The organism is uncultured Shewanella sp., from assembly GCF_947501665.1.
Taxonomy (GTDB): domain Bacteria; phylum Pseudomonadota; class Gammaproteobacteria; order Enterobacterales; family Shewanellaceae; genus Shewanella.
On the sequence record NZ_CANMWS010000004.1, the window covers coordinates 181,992 to 206,112 of the forward strand.

18 protein-coding genes are annotated in these 24,121 nt (G+C 37.5%); 10 read left to right on the forward strand and 8 right to left on the reverse strand.

Annotated elements, in window-relative coordinates; all coding sequences use genetic code 11:
- Positions 1-55 precede the first annotated feature (55 nt).
- Positions 56-370 carry a met regulon transcriptional regulator MetJ gene (gene metJ / locus Q0976_RS04440; protein WP_299491490.1) on the forward strand — a complete coding sequence of 105 codons (315 nt, stop codon included), beginning with the start codon at positions 56-58 and terminating at the stop codon, positions 368-370.
- A gap of 88 nt (positions 371-458) precedes the next feature.
- Here metJ and Q0976_RS04445 read toward each other — a convergent pair whose 3' ends face one another.
- The gene (locus Q0976_RS04445) at positions 459-2,723 is read right to left on the reverse strand and encodes a jacalin-like lectin (RefSeq protein ID WP_299491393.1); all 2,265 of its coding nucleotides are present in this window, start codon (positions 2,721-2,723) and stop codon (positions 459-461) included.
- Positions 2,724-3,033: 310 nt separating this feature from the next.
- Here Q0976_RS04445 and Q0976_RS04450 point away from each other — a divergent pair, with 310 nt between their 5' ends.
- A complete protein-coding gene (locus Q0976_RS04450; RefSeq protein WP_299491395.1) occupies positions 3,034-3,762 on the forward strand; it encodes a sulfite exporter TauE/SafE family protein in 729 nt (242 codons plus the stop codon).
- 18 nt (positions 3,763-3,780) lie between these two features.
- Here the strand turns inward: Q0976_RS04450 and Q0976_RS04455 are convergent, their stop codons facing one another.
- Positions 3,781-4,758 (reverse strand): hypothetical protein, encoded by a 978-nt coding sequence (locus Q0976_RS04455; RefSeq protein WP_299491397.1) that lies wholly within the window; start codon positions 4,756-4,758, stop codon positions 3,781-3,783.
- Between the two features lie 156 nt (positions 4,759-4,914).
- Positions 4,915-5,742: a LysR family transcriptional regulator gene (locus tag Q0976_RS04460; RefSeq protein ID WP_299491400.1), complete on the reverse strand. Its 828-nt coding sequence runs from the start codon at positions 5,740-5,742 to the stop codon at positions 4,915-4,917.
- A gap of 184 nt (positions 5,743-5,926) precedes the next feature.
- Between Q0976_RS04460 and Q0976_RS04465 the strand changes: the two genes are divergently transcribed.
- Positions 5,927-6,667 carry an SDR family oxidoreductase gene (locus tag Q0976_RS04465; protein ID WP_299491403.1) on the forward strand — a complete coding sequence of 247 codons (741 nt, stop codon included), beginning with the start codon at positions 5,927-5,929 and terminating at the stop codon, positions 6,665-6,667.
- A 43-nt stretch (positions 6,668-6,710) separates the two neighbouring features.
- Here the strand turns inward: Q0976_RS04465 and Q0976_RS04470 are convergent, their stop codons facing one another.
- Together Q0976_RS04470 and Q0976_RS04475 are read right to left on the reverse strand one after the other, a co-directional pair.
- A complete protein-coding gene (locus tag Q0976_RS04470; RefSeq protein ID WP_299491405.1) occupies positions 6,711-8,021 on the reverse strand; it encodes a polysaccharide biosynthesis C-terminal domain-containing protein in 1,311 nt (436 codons plus the stop codon).
- A gap of 380 nt (positions 8,022-8,401) precedes the next feature.
- Entirely contained in the window at positions 8,402-9,595 is a 1,194-nt protein-coding gene (locus tag Q0976_RS04475) for a DUF3103 family protein (protein ID WP_299491407.1), read from the reverse strand.
- 378 nt (positions 9,596-9,973) lie between these two features.
- Here Q0976_RS04475 and Q0976_RS04480 point away from each other — a divergent pair, with 378 nt between their 5' ends.
- From Q0976_RS04480 to Q0976_RS04490, 3 genes are all read left to right on the forward strand, one after another.
- A complete protein-coding gene (locus Q0976_RS04480; RefSeq protein ID WP_299491410.1) occupies positions 9,974-11,947 on the forward strand; it encodes a TonB-dependent receptor in 1,974 nt (657 codons plus the stop codon).
- Between the two features lie 296 nt (positions 11,948-12,243).
- Positions 12,244-12,708, forward strand: coding sequence for a hypothetical protein (locus Q0976_RS04485; RefSeq protein WP_299491412.1), 465 nt, complete (start codon positions 12,244-12,246; stop codon positions 12,706-12,708).
- Between the two features lie 235 nt (positions 12,709-12,943).
- On the forward strand, positions 12,944-15,016 hold the full coding sequence (locus Q0976_RS04490; protein WP_299491414.1) for a bifunctional 2',3'-cyclic-nucleotide 2'-phosphodiesterase/3'-nucleotidase: 2,073 nt from the start codon (positions 12,944-12,946) through the stop codon (positions 15,014-15,016).
- Between the two features lie 86 nt (positions 15,017-15,102).
- Here Q0976_RS04490 and Q0976_RS04495 read toward each other — a convergent pair whose 3' ends face one another.
- From Q0976_RS04495 to Q0976_RS04505, 3 genes are all read right to left on the reverse strand, one after another.
- Positions 15,103-16,050: a DMT family transporter gene (locus Q0976_RS04495; protein ID WP_299491417.1), complete on the reverse strand. Its 948-nt coding sequence runs from the start codon at positions 16,048-16,050 to the stop codon at positions 15,103-15,105.
- A gap of 120 nt (positions 16,051-16,170) precedes the next feature.
- The gene (locus Q0976_RS04500; protein WP_299491493.1) at positions 16,171-17,391 is read right to left on the reverse strand and encodes an MFS transporter; all 1,221 of its coding nucleotides are present in this window, start codon (positions 17,389-17,391) and stop codon (positions 16,171-16,173) included.
- Positions 17,392-17,633: 242 nt separating this feature from the next.
- Entirely contained in the window at positions 17,634-18,884 is a 1,251-nt protein-coding gene (locus tag Q0976_RS04505) for an MFS transporter (protein WP_299491420.1), read from the reverse strand.
- 110 nt (positions 18,885-18,994) lie between these two features.
- Here Q0976_RS04505 and Q0976_RS04510 point away from each other — a divergent pair, with 110 nt between their 5' ends.
- From Q0976_RS04510 to mnmD, 4 genes are all read left to right on the forward strand, one after another.
- Positions 18,995-19,864: an SMP-30/gluconolactonase/LRE family protein gene (locus Q0976_RS04510; protein ID WP_299491422.1), complete on the forward strand. Its 870-nt coding sequence runs from the start codon at positions 18,995-18,997 to the stop codon at positions 19,862-19,864.
- 279 nt (positions 19,865-20,143) lie between these two features.
- Positions 20,144-20,647, forward strand: a complete 504-nt coding sequence (locus Q0976_RS04515) for a CesT family type III secretion system chaperone (protein ID WP_299491424.1) — start codon at positions 20,144-20,146, stop codon at positions 20,645-20,647.
- A complete protein-coding gene (locus Q0976_RS04520; RefSeq protein WP_299491426.1) occupies positions 20,640-22,835 on the forward strand; it encodes a hypothetical protein in 2,196 nt (731 codons plus the stop codon). The genes Q0976_RS04515 and Q0976_RS04520 overlap by 8 nt, the downstream gene beginning before the upstream one ends.
- Positions 22,836-23,150: 315 nt before the next feature.
- Complete coding sequence (mnmD, locus tag Q0976_RS04525; RefSeq protein ID WP_299491429.1) at positions 23,151-23,834, forward strand: tRNA (5-methylaminomethyl-2-thiouridine)(34)-methyltransferase MnmD; 684 nt, start codon at positions 23,151-23,153, stop codon at positions 23,832-23,834.
- The last annotated feature ends 287 nt before the right edge of the window (positions 23,835-24,121 follow it).

Below are 24,121 nucleotides of genomic sequence, written 5' to 3' on the forward strand. Positions count from 1 at the left end.
TGAGCTTAGTAAAGGGTTAAAATCTTCCCCGAATTATGAAATTTTAGGTGAGTTAATGACTGAATGGAATGGCGACTATATTAGCCCTTATGCCGAACATGGCAAAAAGAATGAACAGGTAAAAAAAATTACCGTTTCAATCCCACTAAAGGTGTTGAAAATATTAACGGATGAACGAACACGTCGTCAGGTCAATAATCTTCGCCATGCTACAAACAGCGAATTACTCTGCGAAGCATTTTTACATGCTTATACAGGTCAGCCGCTACCCAATGATGATGATTTATCCAAAGAAAAACCGGATAGTATTCCTGCCGAAGTCAAACGTCTGATGAATGAAATGGGCATAGAATGGGAAGAAATGGAATAATCTCAAATAGATTATTCCCGAACTCCTTAACAGAATATGTAAGGTCTCAGCTATCCTTACATATTCTAAATTGACTTAGCTATAAGTATTATTCAACTAAGGAAAATAATTCGAACCCACTTAATGAATTCTCAATTTTATTCGTGACAGCATTATCATTTTGCTGTGAGATAAAATAATTTGATTCCACAGCTTTAAAAAACACCCCCCCATTTTTAGCGACACATTCCCCGTCAGGCACATCTCCAAATTTAAAGCTAAAGATTTCAAACGTTGTGGCATCGGCCTCATTCGTCGCTAACGCATCTAAATTACCACCCGGTGTTGACTTAAACCAATAGCCTCCCAAGGTTTGAATTTTAATAAACTGATTAGTACCTAAGCATCCATTACTGCCATTATTCATATCTCTAGCATAATGAATATTAAAGGTTTCCCAAGGCCCCTTTGCAGTTCGATTCACTACAACATTGTCACCACCTGCAAGTTCAGCAGCCATAAATTTCCCATTGGCACCGCCATTCACCAAGCCTACTTGACGAACTTGACTAAGATCAGTCACAGGCGTCACATAGAAACCTAATGCATCAGGATCATGACCCCTTCTACCATGGAATCCCAGCAGGCCTTTTGTCAAGAAGACATCCGCTCGGCAAGTTCCTTCTTGTTGGCCACCTTCAATTGTTCGCCCCGAAGATGTGGTTAAGCGCAAGTAAAATAGTCGCCGACTACCGACATGACTATTCTTGTGATAACAGGTTTTATACCCAGTTATATATTCATTTGCTTGTAAAGCTAATACATTAGGCACCCCGCCAATATCACCAATCCACTGCTCTATTCCATTATCATAATTGACTTGAACTGCATCCACTCTCGCTCCCGCATGAATGGTAATAGTGGATATTCGATTTAATGCTCCGGAAATATAAGCATTAAGAATATCTTCACTTAAGAAGCTGGCACCACCTGGACCCCCTTCTGGCGGAATAGGTAAACTCTCTACTTTTCTCACCACAGGATTATCAATTTGCCAGTCACCTTCGACACTCTGATCATGGTAATTAGCCCAAACTTTATTAACATCCAATTGATTTAATAAATTTTTAACTGCACGCATTTCAATCGCACTTTTTGGGACCGTAAAGCTAGCGCCTATTTCACTACACGCTGTTACGCCATAATGCCAACTCCCTGACGATGTAGAAATAGCAAAGTCATTGCTGGGTGTACGACAAATAAACCGCTGCACTATGCTACATTGTGCATCATTAAATTTGCCTATAATGCCATAAATTTCAGCACAATCTTCTCCACCGGCATCATTAGGCTCACCAAAATTCCAGCTCCAAATAAAATCACGGGTCTTAATGCCACCAGCGCCATGTCCAATGAGTGCAGCTTCAGCAATATTCAATCCGCATGCCATTAAATCCGGCGTGCTTGCTGTTGTCAGTGATAAGTCTCCACCACCATCAGCCGTTTTTGCATCCACTCCTCTAAGCATACTAAATTGCTTAGTATTATTATCAGTACTGTTACAATCCGCTATATCTTGAATACTGGTAAATTTATTATGAGAGCTCACATTTCCCGGTAAAGTAGCATCAAACTCATCAACACCGTACCACACCCATTGATGTAAATTGCCTTCTTTATAATAAGTACAAGAATGACTGTCATTTGTTAGTAACACAATGACATTTTTCCCAGCACTTAATACATCATTTTTAGAAATACTGGCAACAGGTAAACTTCCACAATGCTCACCATAATTGGTTGCAGCAGAATCTTTGGGTTTATAAACATGATCACCCAGCACATCTTCAATTTTTTCCCTTACCCTCCTTAAATGACCATTATCGCCGTGACTGCGATAAACCTCTAATTTCAGCATAATAACAGATTGATCGTTATCCTCATTACCCAAAAAGTCCCGTACTTCTCTCAAGCCTTCAGCCAAACTTCGATTACCTGCGGTGCAATACGCATCCTCTTCAAGAGAGTTATGGCACAAATAAGGTTCATATTTAAAATCCACTAAAGCAGGGTAAATATCTAAACTCATTTCCCTTATACCATGATTTAATAATCGCTCGAGTCGATATTGCTGATTAGCATTAACATAACCCCAATCCTCAGATGCATATGCATTGTGCGCGCCGGGCCAAAATGATTGTGATAAAGGAAGTGAAGCATCTAAATGCTGTTGTAATTTAAGAGCTTTAGATGCATGAGCTAAATCTTCATCTGATTCAGTATTAGCCAGTGCAGATGAAGATATACAAATAATTAGTGTCAATTTGACCAGTGAGAGAAAGTGTCGAAAGTAATCTTTTATGACATGATACATAATGAACTCCTTGTTCTATATTCAGTAAAAAACCATTAACGGTCTGAAACCATGTCAGTTCGGTCTCAAACACTTACTGATAATAAACAGAGTTAACGACTAATAAACCACAAAAAAACAACATTTAAAAAACAAAAAACAAAAAACAAAAAACAAAAAACAAAAAACAACGCAGTGCAATATGTTTAACTGAAAGTGTATAGCTAAATCAATATAAAACTAACGTACTAAAAATAAACTGGTAACTCTTAGTATTCGGCGTAGAATACTCATCCTCATTTCCTATTGACAGTATCGATGTGAGTTATAGATGCCTGAGACACTGACGTTACTAAGCGCTTTATTTGTTGTTTTTTGTGGCGCACTCACTCAAGGTCTCATAGGGTTTGGCTTGGCAATTGTGGCGAGTCCATTACTTTATCTTATTGATCCGACAATGGTTCCAATACCTGTTCTCTTTATGGGCTTTACCATTGCCTGTTTAACATTACTCAAGTCAAAGCAGCACTTAGCATTTAAAGGTTTAGAATTTGCCTTACTTGGACGTATTCCTGGCGGAATATTGGGAACAGTATTATTACTTGTAGCCCCAAAACCCATTTTAGGAATAGCCATTGGATTTATAGTGGTCATCGCAGTTGGATTAAATATGCTTAAATTACATTGCCCAATAAACCGTCTTAGTTTATTTATTGCGGGAATACTCTCGGGTATTTTCGGTAATGTAGCCGCCATTGGTGGTCCCCCACTGGCCATATTATTTGCCAATAAAGAAGCAAATCAATTTCGAGCGGCATTATCGGCATTTTTTATTTTTAGCTCATTGATTTCAATTGCTATATTAGCTTTTGCAGGCTTAGTAACATTAGCGCATATTATGACAGCGTTATTATTGCTACCCGCAGTATTATTAGGACATGTTACAGCCAAAAAGCTCGCACAACATATCAATAAAAATCATATTCGAGTCGCCACACACATTCTCTGTTCAGTGAGCGCATTGATTATTATCATTGAATCATTAATAGTATTACACTAGATAAATTTGTATTCATTCTCAAAAATCATACGAGGTTCTTAATAGGCCTTGAATATGATTAGACTGACTATAGACACCTAAAAAATCGACAGAAAATTTATTGCCTAATTTAAACTCAGATCCCATAGAATAAAGGCTTTCTTGATGATTTGTCGGATCATAATAATAATCCAAGTTGATATCCAACCAATTAAACATATTCAAATCCCCTCCAACATGCCAAAATTGCAAACGGCTATTGTCACCCCCTTCTATTCGGTGGTACAGCTCAACATCGGTTGAAAACTGAATCGAGTTCCAATCATACACAACCCCAGCGGTCAGTGTAGAACTGTTCTCACTTCTAAGATCCTGATTAAAGTGAGTCACTAAAGGCTGAGGCTGAGAAAGCACATGATCACCTGAAATCGCCAGCTGAAAATGTTCTGTTAATACCATTGACAGTTGCATATTAATATTAAGTGATTGCAGATGTTGTAAATCCTGCAGCTCTTGCAATGATGCAGGCTTTAATAAAGCATCATCAGAAAGTACGGGAAACTGTGATTGTACAATCTTAGAAGTCACCCCTACATTAATGGGCATATTCACAATAGATAAAGGCACATTGATTAATACACCACTTTCTCTTATCTGAGTTGAAATCGCTAAGTCCGCGGAGTTATTTACCAATAGGTTCACATATGATTGAGCGCTAGGTCGCGCGTAATCATAAGCAAAAAAACGTAAATCAAAATCCAATAAAGGCGATAGATATGTAATAGGATTAACCTGTAATGTCTCTTTTGGTTTACCTAGCAATGCGACCCCTTGATAAAAAGGAAAATGAATTGAACTTAACGATAAAAACGAAGGAAACAATAACTCATCACCTTGAATTTCAGTTAAGAAATGATCAGTTGATTCACCCAAAAGAGATTCAGCATATGAAAACTTGACTAAGAAAAAGCACAAGAAAAACCCGAATGACACTCCATATTGACCAGACTTTCTCATTTTGTCTTCCCTGCTCTTTGATGCAAAAGATATCAACGTCCTCAATCCATTCCCTATACGGTGCATTTTTTGAGAGTGTTAAACATGCATCTTAATTTTAGACAAAAAAGACCATAATGAGAAAAAAAGTCATTCAACCAACAATAATTAAATTCATTACGATAGCTCTCTTAATAAAAGAGCCAATACAGGTTCAATACTTTGATGGCTGGGGTAACATAATCCAATACGACGAAACATTCTGGGACCATCAAATACAACTTGTTTTAATCTAGGTTCATCTTCTATCAAACCATCAGGCAAAAAACTGATCCCAAAGCCTGCAAGGACTAACGACATCACTAATGATTTAGATTCCGCTTTAGCCACAAGATTCAGAGACATGTTATTGCAGGCCAGTAGCCCAATCGTTTGCTGATGAGCCTCACAGGGTGGACATTCAATGAAGTCATATCCATGTAATTGTGCAGCGTTAATGCTTTTTTGCTTGGCCAGTTCATGATCAACAGGCACGCATAATACATAATCTTCTTCCCACAGCGGGAAAAAAATTTCATCTTCTTCTCGCAATGCATCTAGAGTCAATCGACAGTCGGCCGGACTATGGTAATCCACCAATTCAAGATCAAGACGCATTAACTTACTGGCTAAGGTTTTCAAAAAACGAGATAAGCGTCCCTGACTTAAATCTGGCATCACCGCAATACGCAGTTTTTGTCGTGCGGCTTTTTCTTGAAATAACCTCGGCAATAATTTAGCTTCTTCCACCAACTTTACCGCTAAAGGATAAAGATATGATGCACTGTCTAAAGCTTGGACCCCTTTTTTACTGCGAGCAAACAAGGGACCACCAAGTTCTTCTTCTAATTGCTTTAACCCTGCCGATAATGAAGGCTGACTCACATGGCAGGCCTGCGCTGCTGCGGTGATATTTTTTTCTTCAAAAATCGCAATGAAAAAACGTAATAAACGTAAATCAATCATAAAAACATCACCTCAATAATCATCATAGGCTGAGCCTATCATATCCAGTAATAATTAGTATTTTTCAACCTTAGATTAAGCGCCTATACTCAGTGTCATTCAAACCCCTTATACTAAAATTATTATTTTTAATTATATAAATTAAAACCTTATATATATTTGTCTTTATAGGTAGGTAAACATCATGACTCAGACACTTAATCAAGAAAAAGCCCTTATCGTGATCACTGGTGCATCATCTGGTATTGGCGCCGCAATGGCAAAAGCCTTCCATACTAAAGGTCACCCTTTACTCTTATTAGCAAGGCGCCTAGAGCCTATGCAATCACTCAACCTTGATAATAGTCTCTGTATCAGCGTTGATGTCACTGACACCGCATCAATCAAAAATGCCATTGTCACCGCAGAAGCCCAATATGGAAAAGTAGGCGCCTTAATTAATAACGCAGGGACGATGCTACTGGGACAAGCCGATACACAAGATCCTAACGAGTGGAGCCATATGCTCAACATTAATGTAATGGGCGTTCTCAACGGGATCCACGCCGTATTGGCTGATATGAAAGCTCGCAACACGGGCACCATCATTAATATTAGTTCTATCGCAGGATTTAAAACTTTTCCTAACCATGCTGCTTATTGTGCCACTAAATTTGCCGTTCATGGGTTAACTGAAAATATACGAGAAGAAGTTGCTACGGATAATGTTCGCGTCATCACCATCTCTCCAGGTGCTGTTGAAACCGACTTATTGTCTCATACCACCAGTAACGAAATTAAAGCAGGCTATCACGACTGGAAAGAAGAAATGGGGGGAGTCATAGCACCAGAAACGATTGCAGAAGCCGCCTTATTTGCCTATGAGCAACCTCAAAATATCTGTGTCAGAGAAATCGTTGTTGCAGCCACTCGCCAGCAACCTTAAATATGATGAACCAAGCCGCAATGCTTATATTGAGGCTTGGTTTTCAACACGAAAATCGAAGATCTTGTAAGTGTAACGCCCAACCATAAAACCCTAGATACTTTTTCATCAATACGGTATTTATCAATAGCATAAAAATAAATGAAACCAGTACACTCAGTGCAACCCCCAAGACACCATAGATTGGAATCGACAAAATTAATAAAAGAACATTAATGATCACCGCACTCAGTGCCCCATATAATGCAGGTTTTGCAAAACCTGAGTGGCGTAACCAAGCTTGCTGTAAAAAAAAGACTGATTGTAAAAAATAAGCCAACACCATAATCACTAATGATAAATAATAATCACTGTACCCTTTACCAAATAAAGTGAGCAATGGCTTCCCAAAGAGTAAAATCATACCACTCAGTAAAAATGAGATAAAAAATAACTGCCGTACACCTTGACCATTTAACTTACTCATTTGCGCTAATCCACTTTCATGGGCCGTGGACATATGTGGCTGAATAATACCGGCAACACTGGACTGTACGACGATAAATATCTGCACTATGGTAAAACAAGCCGCAAAGTAACCAATTTGCCCGTCCCTGCCAAAAATCTCCAATACATAAATACACATTTGTGACATCAACATATTTAACACAAAAACAAACATCATTGGAAAGGCATAGTTTAACCAATGACGATGAAAAACGTGCTTTCTATCTTGTTGTATTTTCGGCTCGCTCTCTTTAAGATTCATAATAGAAAACACAATAACGGTCAATAAAACATAACTCAAAACGACAATAACCATCGCAACATTAGAGGTTAACTCTATATTCAGAGAATAAAAAATACTCAGTGCAAGTAAAATAAGTAAAGGATAAATACATTGCTTAGGGATATAAGCCACAATGAGTCGCTTTTTAATTAAAGCGGTATCTCGTAATAATCTTAAAGCTGCAGCAAAAGGGATAGCAAAAACAGCCAGTAAAATAGGGTGGTAATGTTTGAGTCCATCGGTTTGCTCATATTCAATAAAAAGGATAACACCTCCGACACAAAACGACACAATCACACCGATTAACATGTAAAAGCGTAAATACTCCCAAACCATCACATCACGATTATTCTGTATAAGTTTGGGAAAAACACTAAAAGTTGCAAAATTTCCCCCTAGCAACACTGTCATTTGCGCTAAACCAATAAACGTTTCAGCGGTTTTAAAATTACCATAGCTTTTTGGTGACATCATTCGAGACAGAACGATGTTATAAAAAAGAGTGAGAAAAAAACCAATAATACTGAATGCTAAAGCAAGTAAAAAAGCCTTAAATAAATAAGTTTGTTCATCATCATTTAACATTTAATATTCATACCATTAGGTTCTATCTATCTCAGTTCACTATAATGGGCTGTATTATATGAACAAAAACTGTCATGTCGTGCAGTATAAGCTCTCATAGAATGTAAGGATGCTGAACATAAACAGAAATAATAAAATGGAATGGAATGGAAAAGAAAAAAAGCTGAGTGGCCGTCCACTTCCAAAATAACCCTAATATCATTAAGTAATACGTCAATCGATACCTAACATACCTACCCATCAAATATTCCTAGCTTTTCAGCCTATCAACACTCTTCAGTATAAGAATAAATTGGTTATTCCGCTTTAAATTACCTTTATCATTTGCTCATCAAGATGATTGACTATCTCCTAATAATAACTTAGGAGATAGCCATACACTAGCCTCTTGGCCGGATCACCAAAGGCGCTAAAGTCATTTTGGCATTTTGGCTCGCTCCTTGATATTCGCTATAACTTTCTCCCTCAAAAATAGTATAAAAAACATCAATGAAGTCATCTTCATTCGTCGTCCAACTATCCGGCATTGCTTGAATAACCGCATTAGTTAATCGAGTAATGATCGCTGCAGTTTGTGTTGTAGTTTCAGGAATAAATTGTAATACCTGAGTCGCAACATTCAAAAGGGCTGTGGCTAATGCTTTATAATTAATATTGTCATCACTTTCCATCAGTAAAATATCAACTGCCTGCCAGCGGTAATTATCCCATTGAACGATAATTTGATTTGGTGTGTACTCTTTTTGTGCTTTATCTAAATAAGGCAATTCAACGACGTCTATTTTAGGTGTTAATTCATCTCCCGAGGCATTCACTCCAGTAATAATGGCATAGACTTCAGCGGGGCCAGAGATCCACGACTCTTTTATTTTTTGTACTTCAATATTTTTAATCACTGTCATTGATAAAGGCTCAGCCACCATAGAAGTAGGCTGATTAGATAATAACCTCCTCTCACTTGACGTTATTTGTCCTTCAACTTGATCAAAAATAGCATTCATTGCTTCAAGCCCAGCCTTGATCGTTTTCTCTTTATTAAGCTCTACAATAAAAACAGGTTGAGTTGGCAAGCGATAGGCATCGAGGTATTCAACTCGCCCATCAGCCCCGAAAGCTTCTATATTTCCATCACCTTCATCGTTCGAAGAAAACACAAATAAAGGCACTTCCCCTGCTTGTAATTGAACGAGCATACTCTCGTCTGCCAAGCGTATTTGAACCACTTCCGATGGCTTATCATTTGCTTGTGAATTAATGCCTTTAAGTTGATTAATATTAATACTATAGTCATCAATGTTTGCCACCGTTGCTATAGGTAATCCATCTATTTCATTAACTGGCATGCTCAAGTTGTACTCAGTAATATAATACGAAATACCTTTTGCAATATGAACGTAATTAAGCGCCAAAGCCCGAGCAATTGCTCTTTTGTTTTTTTCTACAGAATGTGAAGTCAATGAATGCGTAAAAAGGTCATCAACGCTGTTGATGTTTCGCTCATTCGCGCCAACATTGAAACAAAATATATTCAAGCTAAAAGTCACGGAAAATACTGCAATAGAGAAACATTTCATATCAACTTCCTTTTATTGGATGAATAAAAAACAATTATCACAACAAATTAAACAAACTGATAACCACAAATAATTTTTAGCATCCTCAATACCTGATAGGCAACTCGACCTTTGTCTTAATATGATAATTAATTGTCACATCCGGACATTAAAAATCAAAAGAAGTTCACTTTTTTCGATAAAGAAGTACAAAAAAACTGCGACAGCTTGTCGCACTTAACGTATTAATCTTTGCCAAGAAGAGATCGGATTGAGAATATAGCTCCACTTTAACAACTATCTAAAAATATAATTAACATGTTGCGTCTATCTTCCTTATCCATTTCTATTTTTTCCGTTCTAATATTGCCTACAATTGTATTTGCCGACGAAGGAGACATGGAGGTCATCGAAGTCAAAGGCCGTCCACAAGAAAATTATAGTATTGCCTCACCATCGACCTCTATTCCACAAATTGATGCCAGCGACCTACTTGAAAAATTACCTGGCGCCGCCGTCAATGGAAATGGTCCTTTAACTGGCATTGCACAGTATCGAGGCTTATATGGAGATAGAGTCAATACTCAAATAAACGGTGTCTCTTTAGCTGGCGCAGGCCCCAATGCGATGGATACCCCATTGAGCTACGCCAGTTTAATTTTAACTGAAGGCGTCAGTATGACCCGTGGTATTGCTCCCGTATCAGCAGGTATCGATACCTTGGGAGGAAGTATCGAAGTCATTGAATCAAAAGCCACACTTGATGAAACCAGCGGCGAGCTCTCAGGTCAATACCAAACCAACGGTGATAGAGGCCATCTAGGAGGAAAAGCCAATTTAGGTAGCAAAAAACAAGCTGTATTATTGTATGCAGAAAAATTAGAAGGTAATACTAATGTCACTACAGGAGATGGAGACACCATTACACCCACCACTTATGAAAAAACCATGGCTGGGGGTGAGTATCGCCTGAATTTAAGTCAAAATGACATTAATGATGAATCGATTGCTTTTGGATATCAATTTTTAGAAACAAATGATGCAGGTACACCGGCTCTTCCCATGGATATTGACTTTATTCGTACTCACAGATTTAAAGTCGAAGGGGAGCATGATATTAGTAACTGGGATCTCAACTGGCATATGGCCTATAGCGATGCAAAACATGGTATGGATAACTATAGCCTACGAGATAAACCCGATACGACAAGTGCTCGATATAATCATGCTGATAGTAATAGCTTTGACAGTGAAATTTCAATTGCAAAAGATGCTTGGTTATTGGGTTTAGACGCACGTTTAAGTCAACATAACTCTTTGATTACCGATCCAACAACAGCCAGCTTTTATATCGACAATTTTAACGATGTTCAAGACGATGTATACAGCATATTTGCACAATGGCAACAGGATATTGGTCAGTGGAATTGGCAATTTGGTAGTCGAATTAAAAATTATCGCACTGATGCTGGTACCATTAATACATCAATGGCCAGCACGATGACTGCTGTACAAGCGCTTGTTGATGATTTTAATAATAGCGAACGTTCACAAGTTCAAACCGGATTGGATTTAACCATTAATGGTCAATATGAGTTTAATAGTGCTTGGACAGGTATTATTGGCCTTGCACGCAAACAAGATAGCGCCAGTTATCAAGAAAGGTACTTATGGCTACCGATGCAATCCACAGGGGGACTTGCAGATGGTCGAACCTATGTCGGTCAAGTTGATCTTGATTTAGAAACCGCATATCAACTCGAGTTGGGTGTCGACTTTGAACACAACAAATGGCAATTCAGTCCGAGAGCTTTTGTTAACCGCATCGATAACTATATTCAAGGAACCCCTGCAACGGATCCTAATGTGATTGCCGTCGCCGCCATGATGGGAGATGACAATCCGATGCAATTTAGTAATGTAGACGCCTTACTTTATGGTATGGATGTCACCGCAAGCTATCAATTATCCACACGTTGGAAAATCGATTTACTCAGCAGCTATGTTAGAGGCGAACGTCGAGACATTGATGATAACCTTTATCGTATCGCCCCACTTAAAGTCAATTTAGGACTCAACTTTCAACAAGGTAATTGGATAGGAAGATTAGAAGGTGTGGCAAATGCAGCCCAAAACAAAGTCTCTGAAACCCAACTTGAAGAAACAACTGCCGGCTATGCCATTATGAACATCTCCGCCGGCTATGATGTAGAAAGTTGGACCGTCAGAGCAGGCATTAATAATCTGTTTGATACCGAATATGAAAATCATTTAGCAGGCTATAATCGCGTCTACAATTCTGATATTGCTGTCGGTTCTCGCATGCCTGGCATGGGACTTTCAACTTGGATAACAGGTGCTTACAGGTTTTAATACTGTCTTGAGCAACACATATAAATATGTCGCTTATTTAGGGAAGTTCAATGACTGATCCTTTCCCTCCCAGGGCTTTCCTCCAAAGCTCTGGGTTTTTTCTCTCCTCCTCTATCACTAAATGGCAATCTATTACTCCGTAATAATCTATGCAATAAGTATTCGAAATTAAAAAGTAACGACTAAAATTGACTCGTAGCCTTCTAGGATATTAAAGCGCTACAAAAAACACTGTGGCGACCATAAACATTGCCCAGTACAAACAACCAATCGAGTCAATAATAAGGATGTTAACTATGAAACTTTTATCGTGTATATCAACCGCAGCTTTACTCTTTATAGCAAGCCACTCTTTTGCTGAAGATCTTAATATTGGCATTGAAAGTCTCTGTGAAGGCAGAACGTGTACATTTGAAATACCCATTGTCGAAGGTAGGGCCGTTTCTTGGTACATAACGTCTCAAACAGCAGGTAATCCAGGCATTGAAATTATCAGTCCAGATGGTGAGTTAATGGCAAAAACAACAGTTTATTCCAAAGACTTAAATAATAAAAGTACAGGGGATTTTGTTGCACCTACCACTGGCCGATATACTGTGATTTTCACCAATATGATTGAAGTTGTTTCAGATACAGCAACTATCACGAGTGATTGGGGCAATACTGTCAGTCAAACCTTCCAATTTGCAGGTGAAGATTGGACTGATGAAGACTACAATGACATTTTTGCAGCCATCACTTGGTTTGATAAAAAAGGATAGTTGAGTATTCCACTCACTCCAAAGGGGCCTTTAGGCTCCTTTTTTATTCCATCATTCTGTGAACCACCTTCAAAATACACTATTAACAATTAGTTAAAGAACTGTAGGCATCAACCTGATATTCTTATCCTGACTCCAAAACGACTTGAAAACTCTAATTTTCAGGTCAATTGAGTATCAATTAAGGAAGCACAAGTGCATCACTTTTGCTATTAACAAGGAATAAACAAAGAATATGTTCAATAAAAAAGAACTGACCATACTCGCCTTTTCACTCCTCTTTGTGAGTGGCTGTGGTTTGGATGATTACAGTACCGGTGATGATGACGATAATGAAAGCAGTAATCAAGTTGAAGTGACCCTTCGTATTTTAGAAACCAGTGATTTACACAGTAACATCATGGATTACAATTATTATCTCGGCGCAGAAGATCCCAGCATAGGCTTAGCAAGAACTGCCAGCTTAATTAATGAAGCACGTAACGAAAGTGATAATGTTGTCTTAGTCGATAATGGTGATCTATTGCAAGGTAGTCCAATGGGTGATTATATTGCAAAAAAAGGGCTAGGTAATGGTGATGTTCATCCAGCCTATAAAGCAATGAATACACTAGATTACGTGGTCGGTAATATCGGTAACCATGAATTTAATTATGGGTTAGACTTTCTTGAAACTGCAATTGCAGGTGCTGATTTTCCTTATATCAATGCCAATGTTTACTGTGACTCTTATGAGTGCTGGGATAATGTTCAAAAAGGAGATAATTTATTTACTCCCTATCTCATAAAAGAAAAACAAGTACTAGATAATAAAGGTAATAAGCAAATCATCAACATTGGTTATATCGGTTTTGTTCCCCCACAGATCATGCAATGGGATGCACAACACTTGCAAGGCATAGTCCGTGTTGACGATATTGTCAAAACGGCTGAGAAATTCATTCCCATCATGAAAAAAGAAGGCGCCGATATTATTATTGCCATTCCTCATTCAGGTATAGGCTCAGTCTATGATATCAACGAAAATGATATCGAAAATGCTACTTTTGCGTTAACGTATGTCGATGGTATTGATGCTATTGCTTTTGGTCACAGTCATGCTGTTTTCCCAAGCGAGCAATATGACGGTTTATATAAAACCAATATTATTAAAGGGACCTTAAATGATGTCCCAGCCGTTATGCCTGGCCGTTGGGGGGATAATTTAGGAATAATCGATCTCACGCTTAAACGCACGAATGACAAATGGACCGTTGAAGATTCACAATCTGAATCAAGGCCCATTTATCAAGAGCAGGCACTCGTAGACGCCAACCTTGATATTCGTCAAGCAGTTGAAATCGATCATCTCGGCACACTCGAGTTTGTTGAACAACCGATAGGCAAATCCTCTAATAACTTCTATAGCTTCCTATCACTTGTTCAAGATGATCCCAGCATACAAATTGTCGCAGATTCCCAACGGGCTAAAGTACAGGAACAAATAACTAATCTAAGTGACTTAAGTCACCTTCCCGTACTGTCTGCTGCAGCCCCCTTTAAAGCAGGTGGAAGACACGCTACTAGCAGTGATAGTGAACAATATGTACAAGTTAATAAAGGCAATTTAACCTATAAAAATGCAGCCGATCTTTATGTCTATCCCAATACCTTAGTCGCACTGAAAGTCACTGGGGCAGATGTCAAAGAATGGCTTGAATGCAGTGCCAACCTGTTTAATCAGATTAATCCAAATGATGAAGCCCCCCAACAACTAATCAATTGGGATAATCATCCGACTTATAATTTTGATATTATTGACGGTGTGACTTATCAAATCGATGTCACCCAACCCAGTAAATACAACAGCGATTGTCAGCTGATTTCAGGTCAAGATAATACACAGCGTATCATAAACTTAACTTACACAAATGAAAATAATGATCCCTATACCGGAGAAGAACTGGCTTCAATGGAATTTATTATCGCCACTAACAACTATCGAGCATTTGGTGAAAAATTTGCAGGAACAGGTGCAAAAAATGTGGTTTTAGAACTGCCTGATGAAAATAGAGATGTGCTTGCTCGCTACATCACTCAACAAACCGCCACCTTTGGGGAGGTCACTTCTGTTGCTGATAATAATTGGTCCTTTAAAGCCATTAAAACCGATGCTGTACTCGATATTCGTTTTGAAACCCAAGATAGCACTGAGGCTGATAACTTTATTAACGAATACCAACAGCGCAAGTTACATAAAATCGATACAGATGAACTGGGATTTGCGATTTACCAAATTGATTTAGCAACAGACACCGCCGATGAGTAACCTCACTCACATCAAATAAATTCATGAAAAAGGAGTCAGAAAAACCATTTTATGACTCCTTCATCTGATTGTAGTGGATATCTTTTTCAATGAGCTTTAAACGGTAATCTTCCAGAAAAAAAACGCACTAACAATTGCATAGCAACAACCGATCCAATCACTAAACCAATACCTAAAATAGCTATAATGTCTAAATCGTCACTTTGAAAAATAGTCGGCCACCAAGCAAACTCAACCACGACCCAAGTGGCTAAAAAACTAAAAATAGGCGTTAGAGCAAGCATTGGACCCACTTGTGAAGCCGGCCAATATCGCATAGCTTGTGCAAAACATCCATAAGCAATCACGGTATTGAAGGCACAAAAAATAGCCACATACCAATCAGTTAAACCCATTTGGTTAAACGATTCAATCGAAATAAATGGCAACATGATCACTGTTCCAAACCCATAAACAAACAGCAATGTATTATTTGCAGATAACTTGTTTTGCATTAATTTTTGCATTAATGCAAAACAAGACCATGATAAAGCAGAAAACTGCACTATCAGTATCCCAAACCAGATAAGCAGATTTTTATCCTTTGAAAAATCAAGATGCTGATAGAAAAACATCACCATTCCAATAGCTAATGTGATAAAACAAACCATTTGGATAGGTTTTAGTTTTTCCTTAAATAAAATAACTCCACCTAATGCCAAAAAAAATGGCGCTGTTTGAAAGTTAAGCTGAGCTTCTCCTGGAGATAAATATTCCAAAGAATATACAATAGAAACATAATTACCGATTGAAAAAATAGCTGTCATCGAGAGAATTAACCAATCTTTCATCGTTAACTGCGTAAACTCTATCAATTTACCCGCATAATACTGCAGTAAAAAACTGAACACTAAAGCCACAAAAAAACGAAACCAAGTCAATGTCACAGGATCAATAAAACTGACTGACAGTTTTAATGCTATGGGTAAAATCCCCCAAAACAAGACTGCAATAGAAGCAAAAAAAAACCCTAGTCTAAAGTCACGTAAATTCAACCTTCCTACCTCTATAAAATAAAACCCAAGCTTATTGTGAACTCATTGACAACTAAAAACACATATAACATTTTAAAATGACAATTCAACACCATAAACACACAAATAAAAAATTAAAAATCAACACTCTTGTTTAATAGTCTCTACATTTTTTTGATAGGCAAATTTAATCACTAATAAACTCGATAAAGCAATCAAAGCAGCACCTAAATACAAGGGAAGGGCCACAGATAAAACCAACATTAAGCTTCCAAAAATAGCAATAACAGCATTGGCAATACAAAAAGTTACGGTCAATAAACCCATTAACGCACCATTGCCAACATGCTTGTTAATGTCTGACATATAAACAGGTAATAAGCCATTATAAATTGCTATCATGATGCCGGTTAAAGCAAAAAACAGTATCATCATCGTACCTGAAAATAAAGGCAATATCCCCATAAACAAAGCACTCAATATCAAGGTGACGACGATAGTCGGTAATAAGCCAAAAAAACGCTTCAACTTGGTCACCAATAGTACACTGGCTAACATCATACTGAGTGTCATTATTGCCGTCGTTTCTCCTATCATACTCGATTCATAGTTCCTTTCGACCACTAACCAAACAGGATAAAATTCATAAAAAGCATTCAATCCCAAACAAAAAATAAATTGAAATATAAATATGTTCAGTATTATTGGTTGCTTTAGTAAGACAAGGGAATTATTCGATTTCAATAACACTAAAAAAGACTGAGATTGAGTCACATCATGGGTTTCTGTAATGACAATAATCACAAAAATCATACAAAGGAATACGGCAATCCCCGCCATTTGAAAAGCCACTTCTGCACCATATTGCGCTAAATATCCTCCCGCCAAAGGGCCAACTAGCCAACCTAGAAATGAAGCTGCCGCAATCAGAGACATAGCACGCGTCTTATCTATCTTGTGACCGAGATCTAAAGCAATCGCTCTCGCAATCGATAAATTTCCTTCACATACTCCCGTCAAAAAGCGCGCAAAAATAAACAATAAATACTGCTGAGACATAATGGCGTAAGCCGTGATAAAGTAACCAATAACACTGATAAAAAGGGTATAAACCAACAATTTTTTTCTACCATAACTATCCGATAAAGCCCCTATAAAAGAGCCCCCCAAAAATATCCCCAATGGATAGATCGCTAAAGAAAACCCCAACAATAGCTCGGGCGTAATTCCCATAAACTGATTAAGTTCATTGAGTTGCTCCCCCATAAAGAGTGGCGCTAAAATAGGATAAGGCAATGCAATCCCAGCTGTGCTTAATACGGTGACCAATAAAACTGAAGCAAACACTAAATACGCTTTCATCACTTTACATCCATGACATTATTTCACCATAGAATAGTCTTCCCCCATCATTAAGTAAATATTTTTGTTTATTTAATATGAAAAGTAAATGCCTAAAGTCGATTGATCTTTGCTCAGAGCCTCTGTGTTTAAGTAAAAGGGCTTAGAATGCTAGGTGTCATCGCTCTTATGACGATTAAAACACGTTTATTTGAACATGATTTTATCACGAAAAATAAACAAGCCCTCGTTAACCATAAATGCTAACAAGCAACAAACATCGGTTTTTCTTTATGCCATAAAATAGGAAATACCAACAATAAAGTAACAGCATAAGCACCCCACATAAAAACCCGTTCATACAAAGGGTCTTGATAAAACAACCCGTTATAAATAAAAGCAAAACAAAGGGGTAATAAAGTAAACATATTTAATCCTGCACTGATACTGGCATTTAAATGGTGGCCACTGAGTTCTTCATATAAACGAAATGTCAGTAAAGCATAAGCAGATAAAAAACCTAATAAAAAATAATTGATACCACTTAACAAAAAACTATTAAGTAAGTAATCATTTAAAAATAAATTACTAGAATAAACAAATAATGACAGTAACACAGCAAAGAAAAAGAGTTTTTTTGTTGAACAATATTTATTACTGATACCTAACGTTAAACAACTCAGCATATAGCCAGTAATTGCAATATCATTTAATGAGATACTATCAATATAATTAACATGATATAAAACTTGAATGTAACTCGGAGCATAAATTTGTACATAAAGTGCAAAGTGGGTATTAAAAAGTCCCGTGACTAATAATACATACCAAAACCACCGATTGGTTATCGCAAACTTCAATTGTATCAGTGCATGCTGCTGACTTCTCTTACCGTTCCCTTTCGTTATCAAATAAGCCGGATGGCATTTGTGCAATCTAAAAATAAAATAGAGTAAACAAAGAAGTATTAAAAAAATAGCAAACATAATCGTTTGCTGTCGCCAATCAAGTAATTCAGAAAAGCGCATTGTTACAAAAGGAGAAACAGCTAGTGAAAAAGAAAATATCAATTCAGCAAAACCGACTAACATACTGAGATATTTTCCATGAAAATACAGTTTAGCCACCATAATAGCCAATAAAAACGTAAAGCTTGATGCGACACCCATCAATACTCTAGACATCAAAAAAGTAGATAAATCTGATGAGACAGAAAAAAGCACTAAGCTAGCTGATAACAACACAGCAGAAATGAAGATACTCCAATGTATGCCGATACGATCAATGAGCAACCCTGCAGGAATAAGAGCAATACTGTATGCGGCTAAATAGACCACTGAGATCATGACAGCATCAGACACCGGTAACGGAAACGTGTGCTTATAAACTTCGCTAAGTGAGTTTGAATAGGGAATAAGCCCCGAATATACAGCAACCAAACACAGACTCACTGAAAAAATCAGCAAAGCATCCAAAACAGATCGCTGCAATACTACCGATGTCGTATTCAACATAAATCGACCTTAAAGCTATAAACTAATAAGAGTATAGAAAATAAATCATAAAAATTAACCAGCCATATTTGAACTATCCTTAAACCATTATCCAATCAAATAAGCCGACAATGAGAACCATCGAAATCGCTTTAAATACAAAAGCAGCATTGGGAGAATGTCCAAGGTGGGATGAAAAAATCCAAGTGTTATATTGGACAGATATTACTCGGTGCCAATTACATCGTTTTGATCCTATTTCTCAGCAAGATGAATACCTCACTTTTCAAGAAGAAATTGGCTGTTTTAGTTTGCGTCCCTATGGTGGTTTTGTTTTAGCCATGAGAAGTGGGTTTTACTTAACCAGTGGCTGGCATACAAAAATCGAAAAAATTTGCGATCCAGAAGCTCACCTCACACATAATCGCTTAAATGATGGTCGATGTGATGCAGCCGGACGATTCTTTGCGGGGTCTTATTATCCTCCAAAAGATCATAGCGAAGCCAATTTGTGGCAACTCAATACTCAACTAGAAGCTAACTTAGTTTATGATAATTTACTCACCACAAATGGCATTGGCTTTAGCCCAGACAACAAGATCTTCTATTATTCTAATAGTCCTGAACATATTATTTATCAATGTGATTATAATATTAAAACAGGCACTGTCTCTAATAAACGCATTTTTCATGAATTTCCCCATGGACAAGGAAGACCCGACGGCTGCGCTATCGACATTTACGGTAATTACTGGAGCGCATTATTTGAAGGCGGCCGACTCGTCAAACTCAACCCACAAGGCAAAATAATGGAAGAAATTCCCACTCCAGTGCATTGCCCATCCATGGTGGCCTTTGGTGGTGAAGATTTAAAAACCTTATTCATTACCAGTGCAGGTGAAAGGCCTAAAACTGAGTTAACACAATATCCCAATTCAGGTTGTCTTTTTAAAATGCGAGTTGACACACCTGGAATAATTGAACATCGATTTTTTATGTAGTCTACTGACCTTAAATTACCCTCTTATTTCGTATAACCCACCTTTATCAAAACCAACTAAATACAAACATAAGCCAAACATTAACTAAATAGACTTAACCAACGCACCTTTAAAGAAAACAGCATAACTCACTGTATAAATTTAAGAAAAAAATAAAATATAAAAATAAATAATAAAAACGATAAATTATCGCTTTTAATGAAGATTAACTTTAATTAACCAATTAAAGTGATATGAAATCATCACTAAAATTTAATACCAATAGGTCTGAGATTTCAAATGCTAAATGCTAAAAACATCCTACATGAATGGGTTAATCGTTTTAATAAACAATATGATACAAAACTTGTATTTGACGATAACACACTCATCTATCCTTTTAGCGATAATGAATTAACCATGATTCAAGTATTAGATGACAGTGAACAATTTTTCGTTGCAACCCCAATCTGTCCGATCCCAGACGACAAAAATGAACAATACCAATTATATGAAAACATACTAAAACTCAATAAAGAACAGCCAATGACGCTAAATGGCAATCTTTCTATTGATGATGATAAACAACTTGTATTGCTTTGCCATTTTTACAATATCGCACAACTCACACCCAATGATATTGAAGGCTTACTGGGTAAAGCACGTTATGCGTTAGCCCAAATTCGTGAACATTTAGGACTCAGTAATCAACTCCAAAAACTTGATACTGAATTTCCTTTTCAGCCCCCCCTCAGAGAAGCATCAACGCCGATGAATTTAGCCTCTGCTCTAAAAATTGTTTGATAAAAAACGATTAAATAAATTAAATTCACTATTTTTTGGAATATCAATGACTAGCTTTGTATTACCCCCCCCACTTCCACACAATCCATTGACATCTCCCCCCCTAGAGTCAAATCCGTCTACAGATATCATTACGTCAGATTTATCCACTGAAGATCTGGCATGGTTTGATAAAATAGGTAAAGAAAATACAGCGAATAACAATGAAGATATGACACTTTCTCGTTATCTTAAAGAGAAAACTTACGCTTGTTTCGCCACTAAAGAAGGGTTAAAAGATACAGCTAAATATACATATTCAATGATACCATTACCTTTATTGTTAAAGCCACTACTTAGGGCCATTTGCACAGGTATAACACTGCTAGCTAACAAAGTAGCAAACTGTTTCAGCGCCACTCCAAAAGAACTGGTTAATATCACCATGGATAGGTGCTTAAAACCAGAAATTGGCGATAAACAATTAGCAAAAGATAACCTACGTTACGCCGCTGCAATGCAATATGTTGGCCATGGAGAACCTTACCTACTGTCCAATCAACAAGCTTTATCCGGTGGTACTGAACATTTGGCTACCAATCATAAATCCTTCGGGCTCCCTGAGCAACAAATTGAAAAATTACAAAAAAGTACTCAACAACTAGAGTTAAAGCAAAAACAACAATGGAACTTCATTCCAGTAACAATAGATAATCAACAAGGAGCACCTAAAGAACTGCAAGCCATTATAAAAGCGCTCCCTATTGAAATAACTAAATTGCTCGATACTCGTGGTCAATTTATTGATGAAAATACTGGCAACACTTTTGCCTTACTTTATGATACAAAAAATAAAGAGCTTATTGTTTCTCATGGCGGTACAAGTATAGGTAATAATCAATATTCAAATCAAGAGCATGTTATTAAACAGTTAGAAAAACAAGAAGCACTTCTTGATCCTATTGATAAAAAATTAGCACTTATCGATGACCAAATCACAAAACTAGAAACAAACATCGCTAACTTAAAAAATGCCCTCAATCGAAACTACCCATTAGAAAAAGAAATAACCGATCTAAAGCAGGTTATAAAAGAATTGCATGATACGCTGAAGGATAAAGATAATACTATCCCCAAAAAACAAATTGAAAAGGAGATATCAGATCACTCAGCAAAGCTTGACATCGTAAAAGGCGAATTAAAAGCATTTAAAAAACTATTACCTACTCTCGAAGAAATAAAACAGCAAGAAAAAAATAAGCAACTTTTAGACAAGATGAAGAAAGACTTGCGCTCTCTCAATAAACAAAGAAAAGAGCCCGCTAGCATACAAAAGACCTTGAATGCGAAAATATATTTCTTAGAAAATAAATTTGGTATCGAACAAACTGCCAGTAATGCAGCAAACTGGTTTGGCGGTGTCCCACCGAGTATCAAGCAAGCTGTCGCTTTGGGTAATATTTTAAAAAATATCGTTGATACTTATAATAAATCTTCAGATCAACCTATCAAGCTTAGCCATGTTGGCCACTCCAGAGGGGGGTTAATGGCCCAAGCCGCAGCATTAAAAACTGAAACAAAAGCAGTATGTTCGAACTCTGAACAAATGGGCAAAGGCGTACAAAAATACGTCGGCATGCATTATAATTATCTTAAATCCAAAGAAACTGAAATTATTCAGCTAAACCATAAACACGATACATTATCCACTCAATATGGGCTCAGATTATTAGGGCAAGCCACCAAACAAGTACTTGGGTGGGATGTCCCCCTGAGTGCAGGAAAAACCTATCGTCTCGCAGGTCTTGCTGCTCCAGGTTTTGATGAAGGCAGAAACTTAATATGGAACTTAAAAGGCCATTGTAATCCTTTTATGCAAATGTTGTATGCAACAGACAATCTTTATTCAGACAAAAACCCGACTCCACCCAAAAAAGAATCAAAAGCGCCGATGATTAGTTTTGGGCTAAGTAATGTAAACCATAATAATAGTAATGATGAAATGTATGGTAATTTAGGTGATTATGGAAACTATAAATCAGGTATTACTCAACTAGCTATTGAGAAAATGAAACGAGAGCAATTAGCTAAGCGAATCCATTTTGACAATTCAGGAATATCGCCCAGGCGACCCCGTATCAACTTCGAACCCAGTGAGGACTCATCAACCCGCAGCACTATCAGTCTTGACAGCACGATTCATGAATAAAGGTACTAAAACAACCTAATCGTTATCAAAAACATCGATTATTCATGCAATTAAACCAAGCTATAGAAAAAGCTCAGCTCATCTATTAAGGCTTGCTAAGCAAGCCTTTTAAAATGGATCCCCCCCAACAACTCATTGAAAAAGAGTATTAATTAAAACCTAGCACGTTGAGCCTAACAGGCTCAACGTGCACCTTACTATCCATACCATTCCTCTATGGCCCGCACCTGCTTGATACTCAAAGGTGCCGTTAAGTGAGTTTTCTTTTTAGTTTTGCTAAAATCGATTCGATATTAATCCTCCCCCTTAAGCGATATGAATGAAATAACAGTCCAATTAACCAAAGATGGCTCTCACACCTTAATGAGCTCTCTGTTTGATGACAGTTATCATGCCCATAATGGTGCGATAAGTGAATCTCAACATGTGTATATTGATGCAGGTTTTAACGCCCTCGACACACATTTTAAGCAAGTGAATATATTAGAGTTAGGTTTTGGCTCAGGCATGAACGCGATTTTGACATTGCAAAAAGCAATAAACAGCCGCGGAAAAATTGAACGCCCCATTCAATACACCAGTATCGAAGCCTACCCACTTTCAGTGGATATCATCAAACAACTTAATTATAAACATCGGCTCTCCCCTGAGCTTGCTCATTTATTTGATTTATTACACAGTGCACCATGGAATCGTGATATCGAGATAATACCCAGATTTACCTTACATAAAGTTCATGGAGAGTTGCAAAACTTTAAAACATCTCAAAATGATTTCAATTTAATCTATTACGACGCCTTTGCACCCAGTAAGCAACCTGAGCTGTGGACACAAAATAACTTTGATAACATTTTCAAGATAATGGAAAAAAAGGGAATGTTAGTGTCTTATTGCGCCAATGGCCAATTTAAACGCAATTTAAAAGCGGCAGGTTTCAAAGTGAAAGCCTATCCTGGCGCGTTGGGGCGTCGTGAAATGACCCGAGCTTGGAAAGAATAACATTCAACACGCTTGAGGTTTACGTTCTAATTTACGTTATAGAGTCCGCCTATGCATGCCTCAACCCATATCAAGCGGTCTGGCTGTTGCCGACAAATGACTCTTCTTAGGTATAAAGAGTTGCATTCAACACCCGCTGAATGTGCTCCCATTCCAGCCTTTTGGGATTCTATGAAGAGTAGCTTCTTCGATAAGCTTTAACTCTATGGTGCTAATCCTCTGAGGACGTAAAAAAACAACATAAGCAGAAAAAACCAGTTAACCCTATGATGCTTAACTTATAGGTT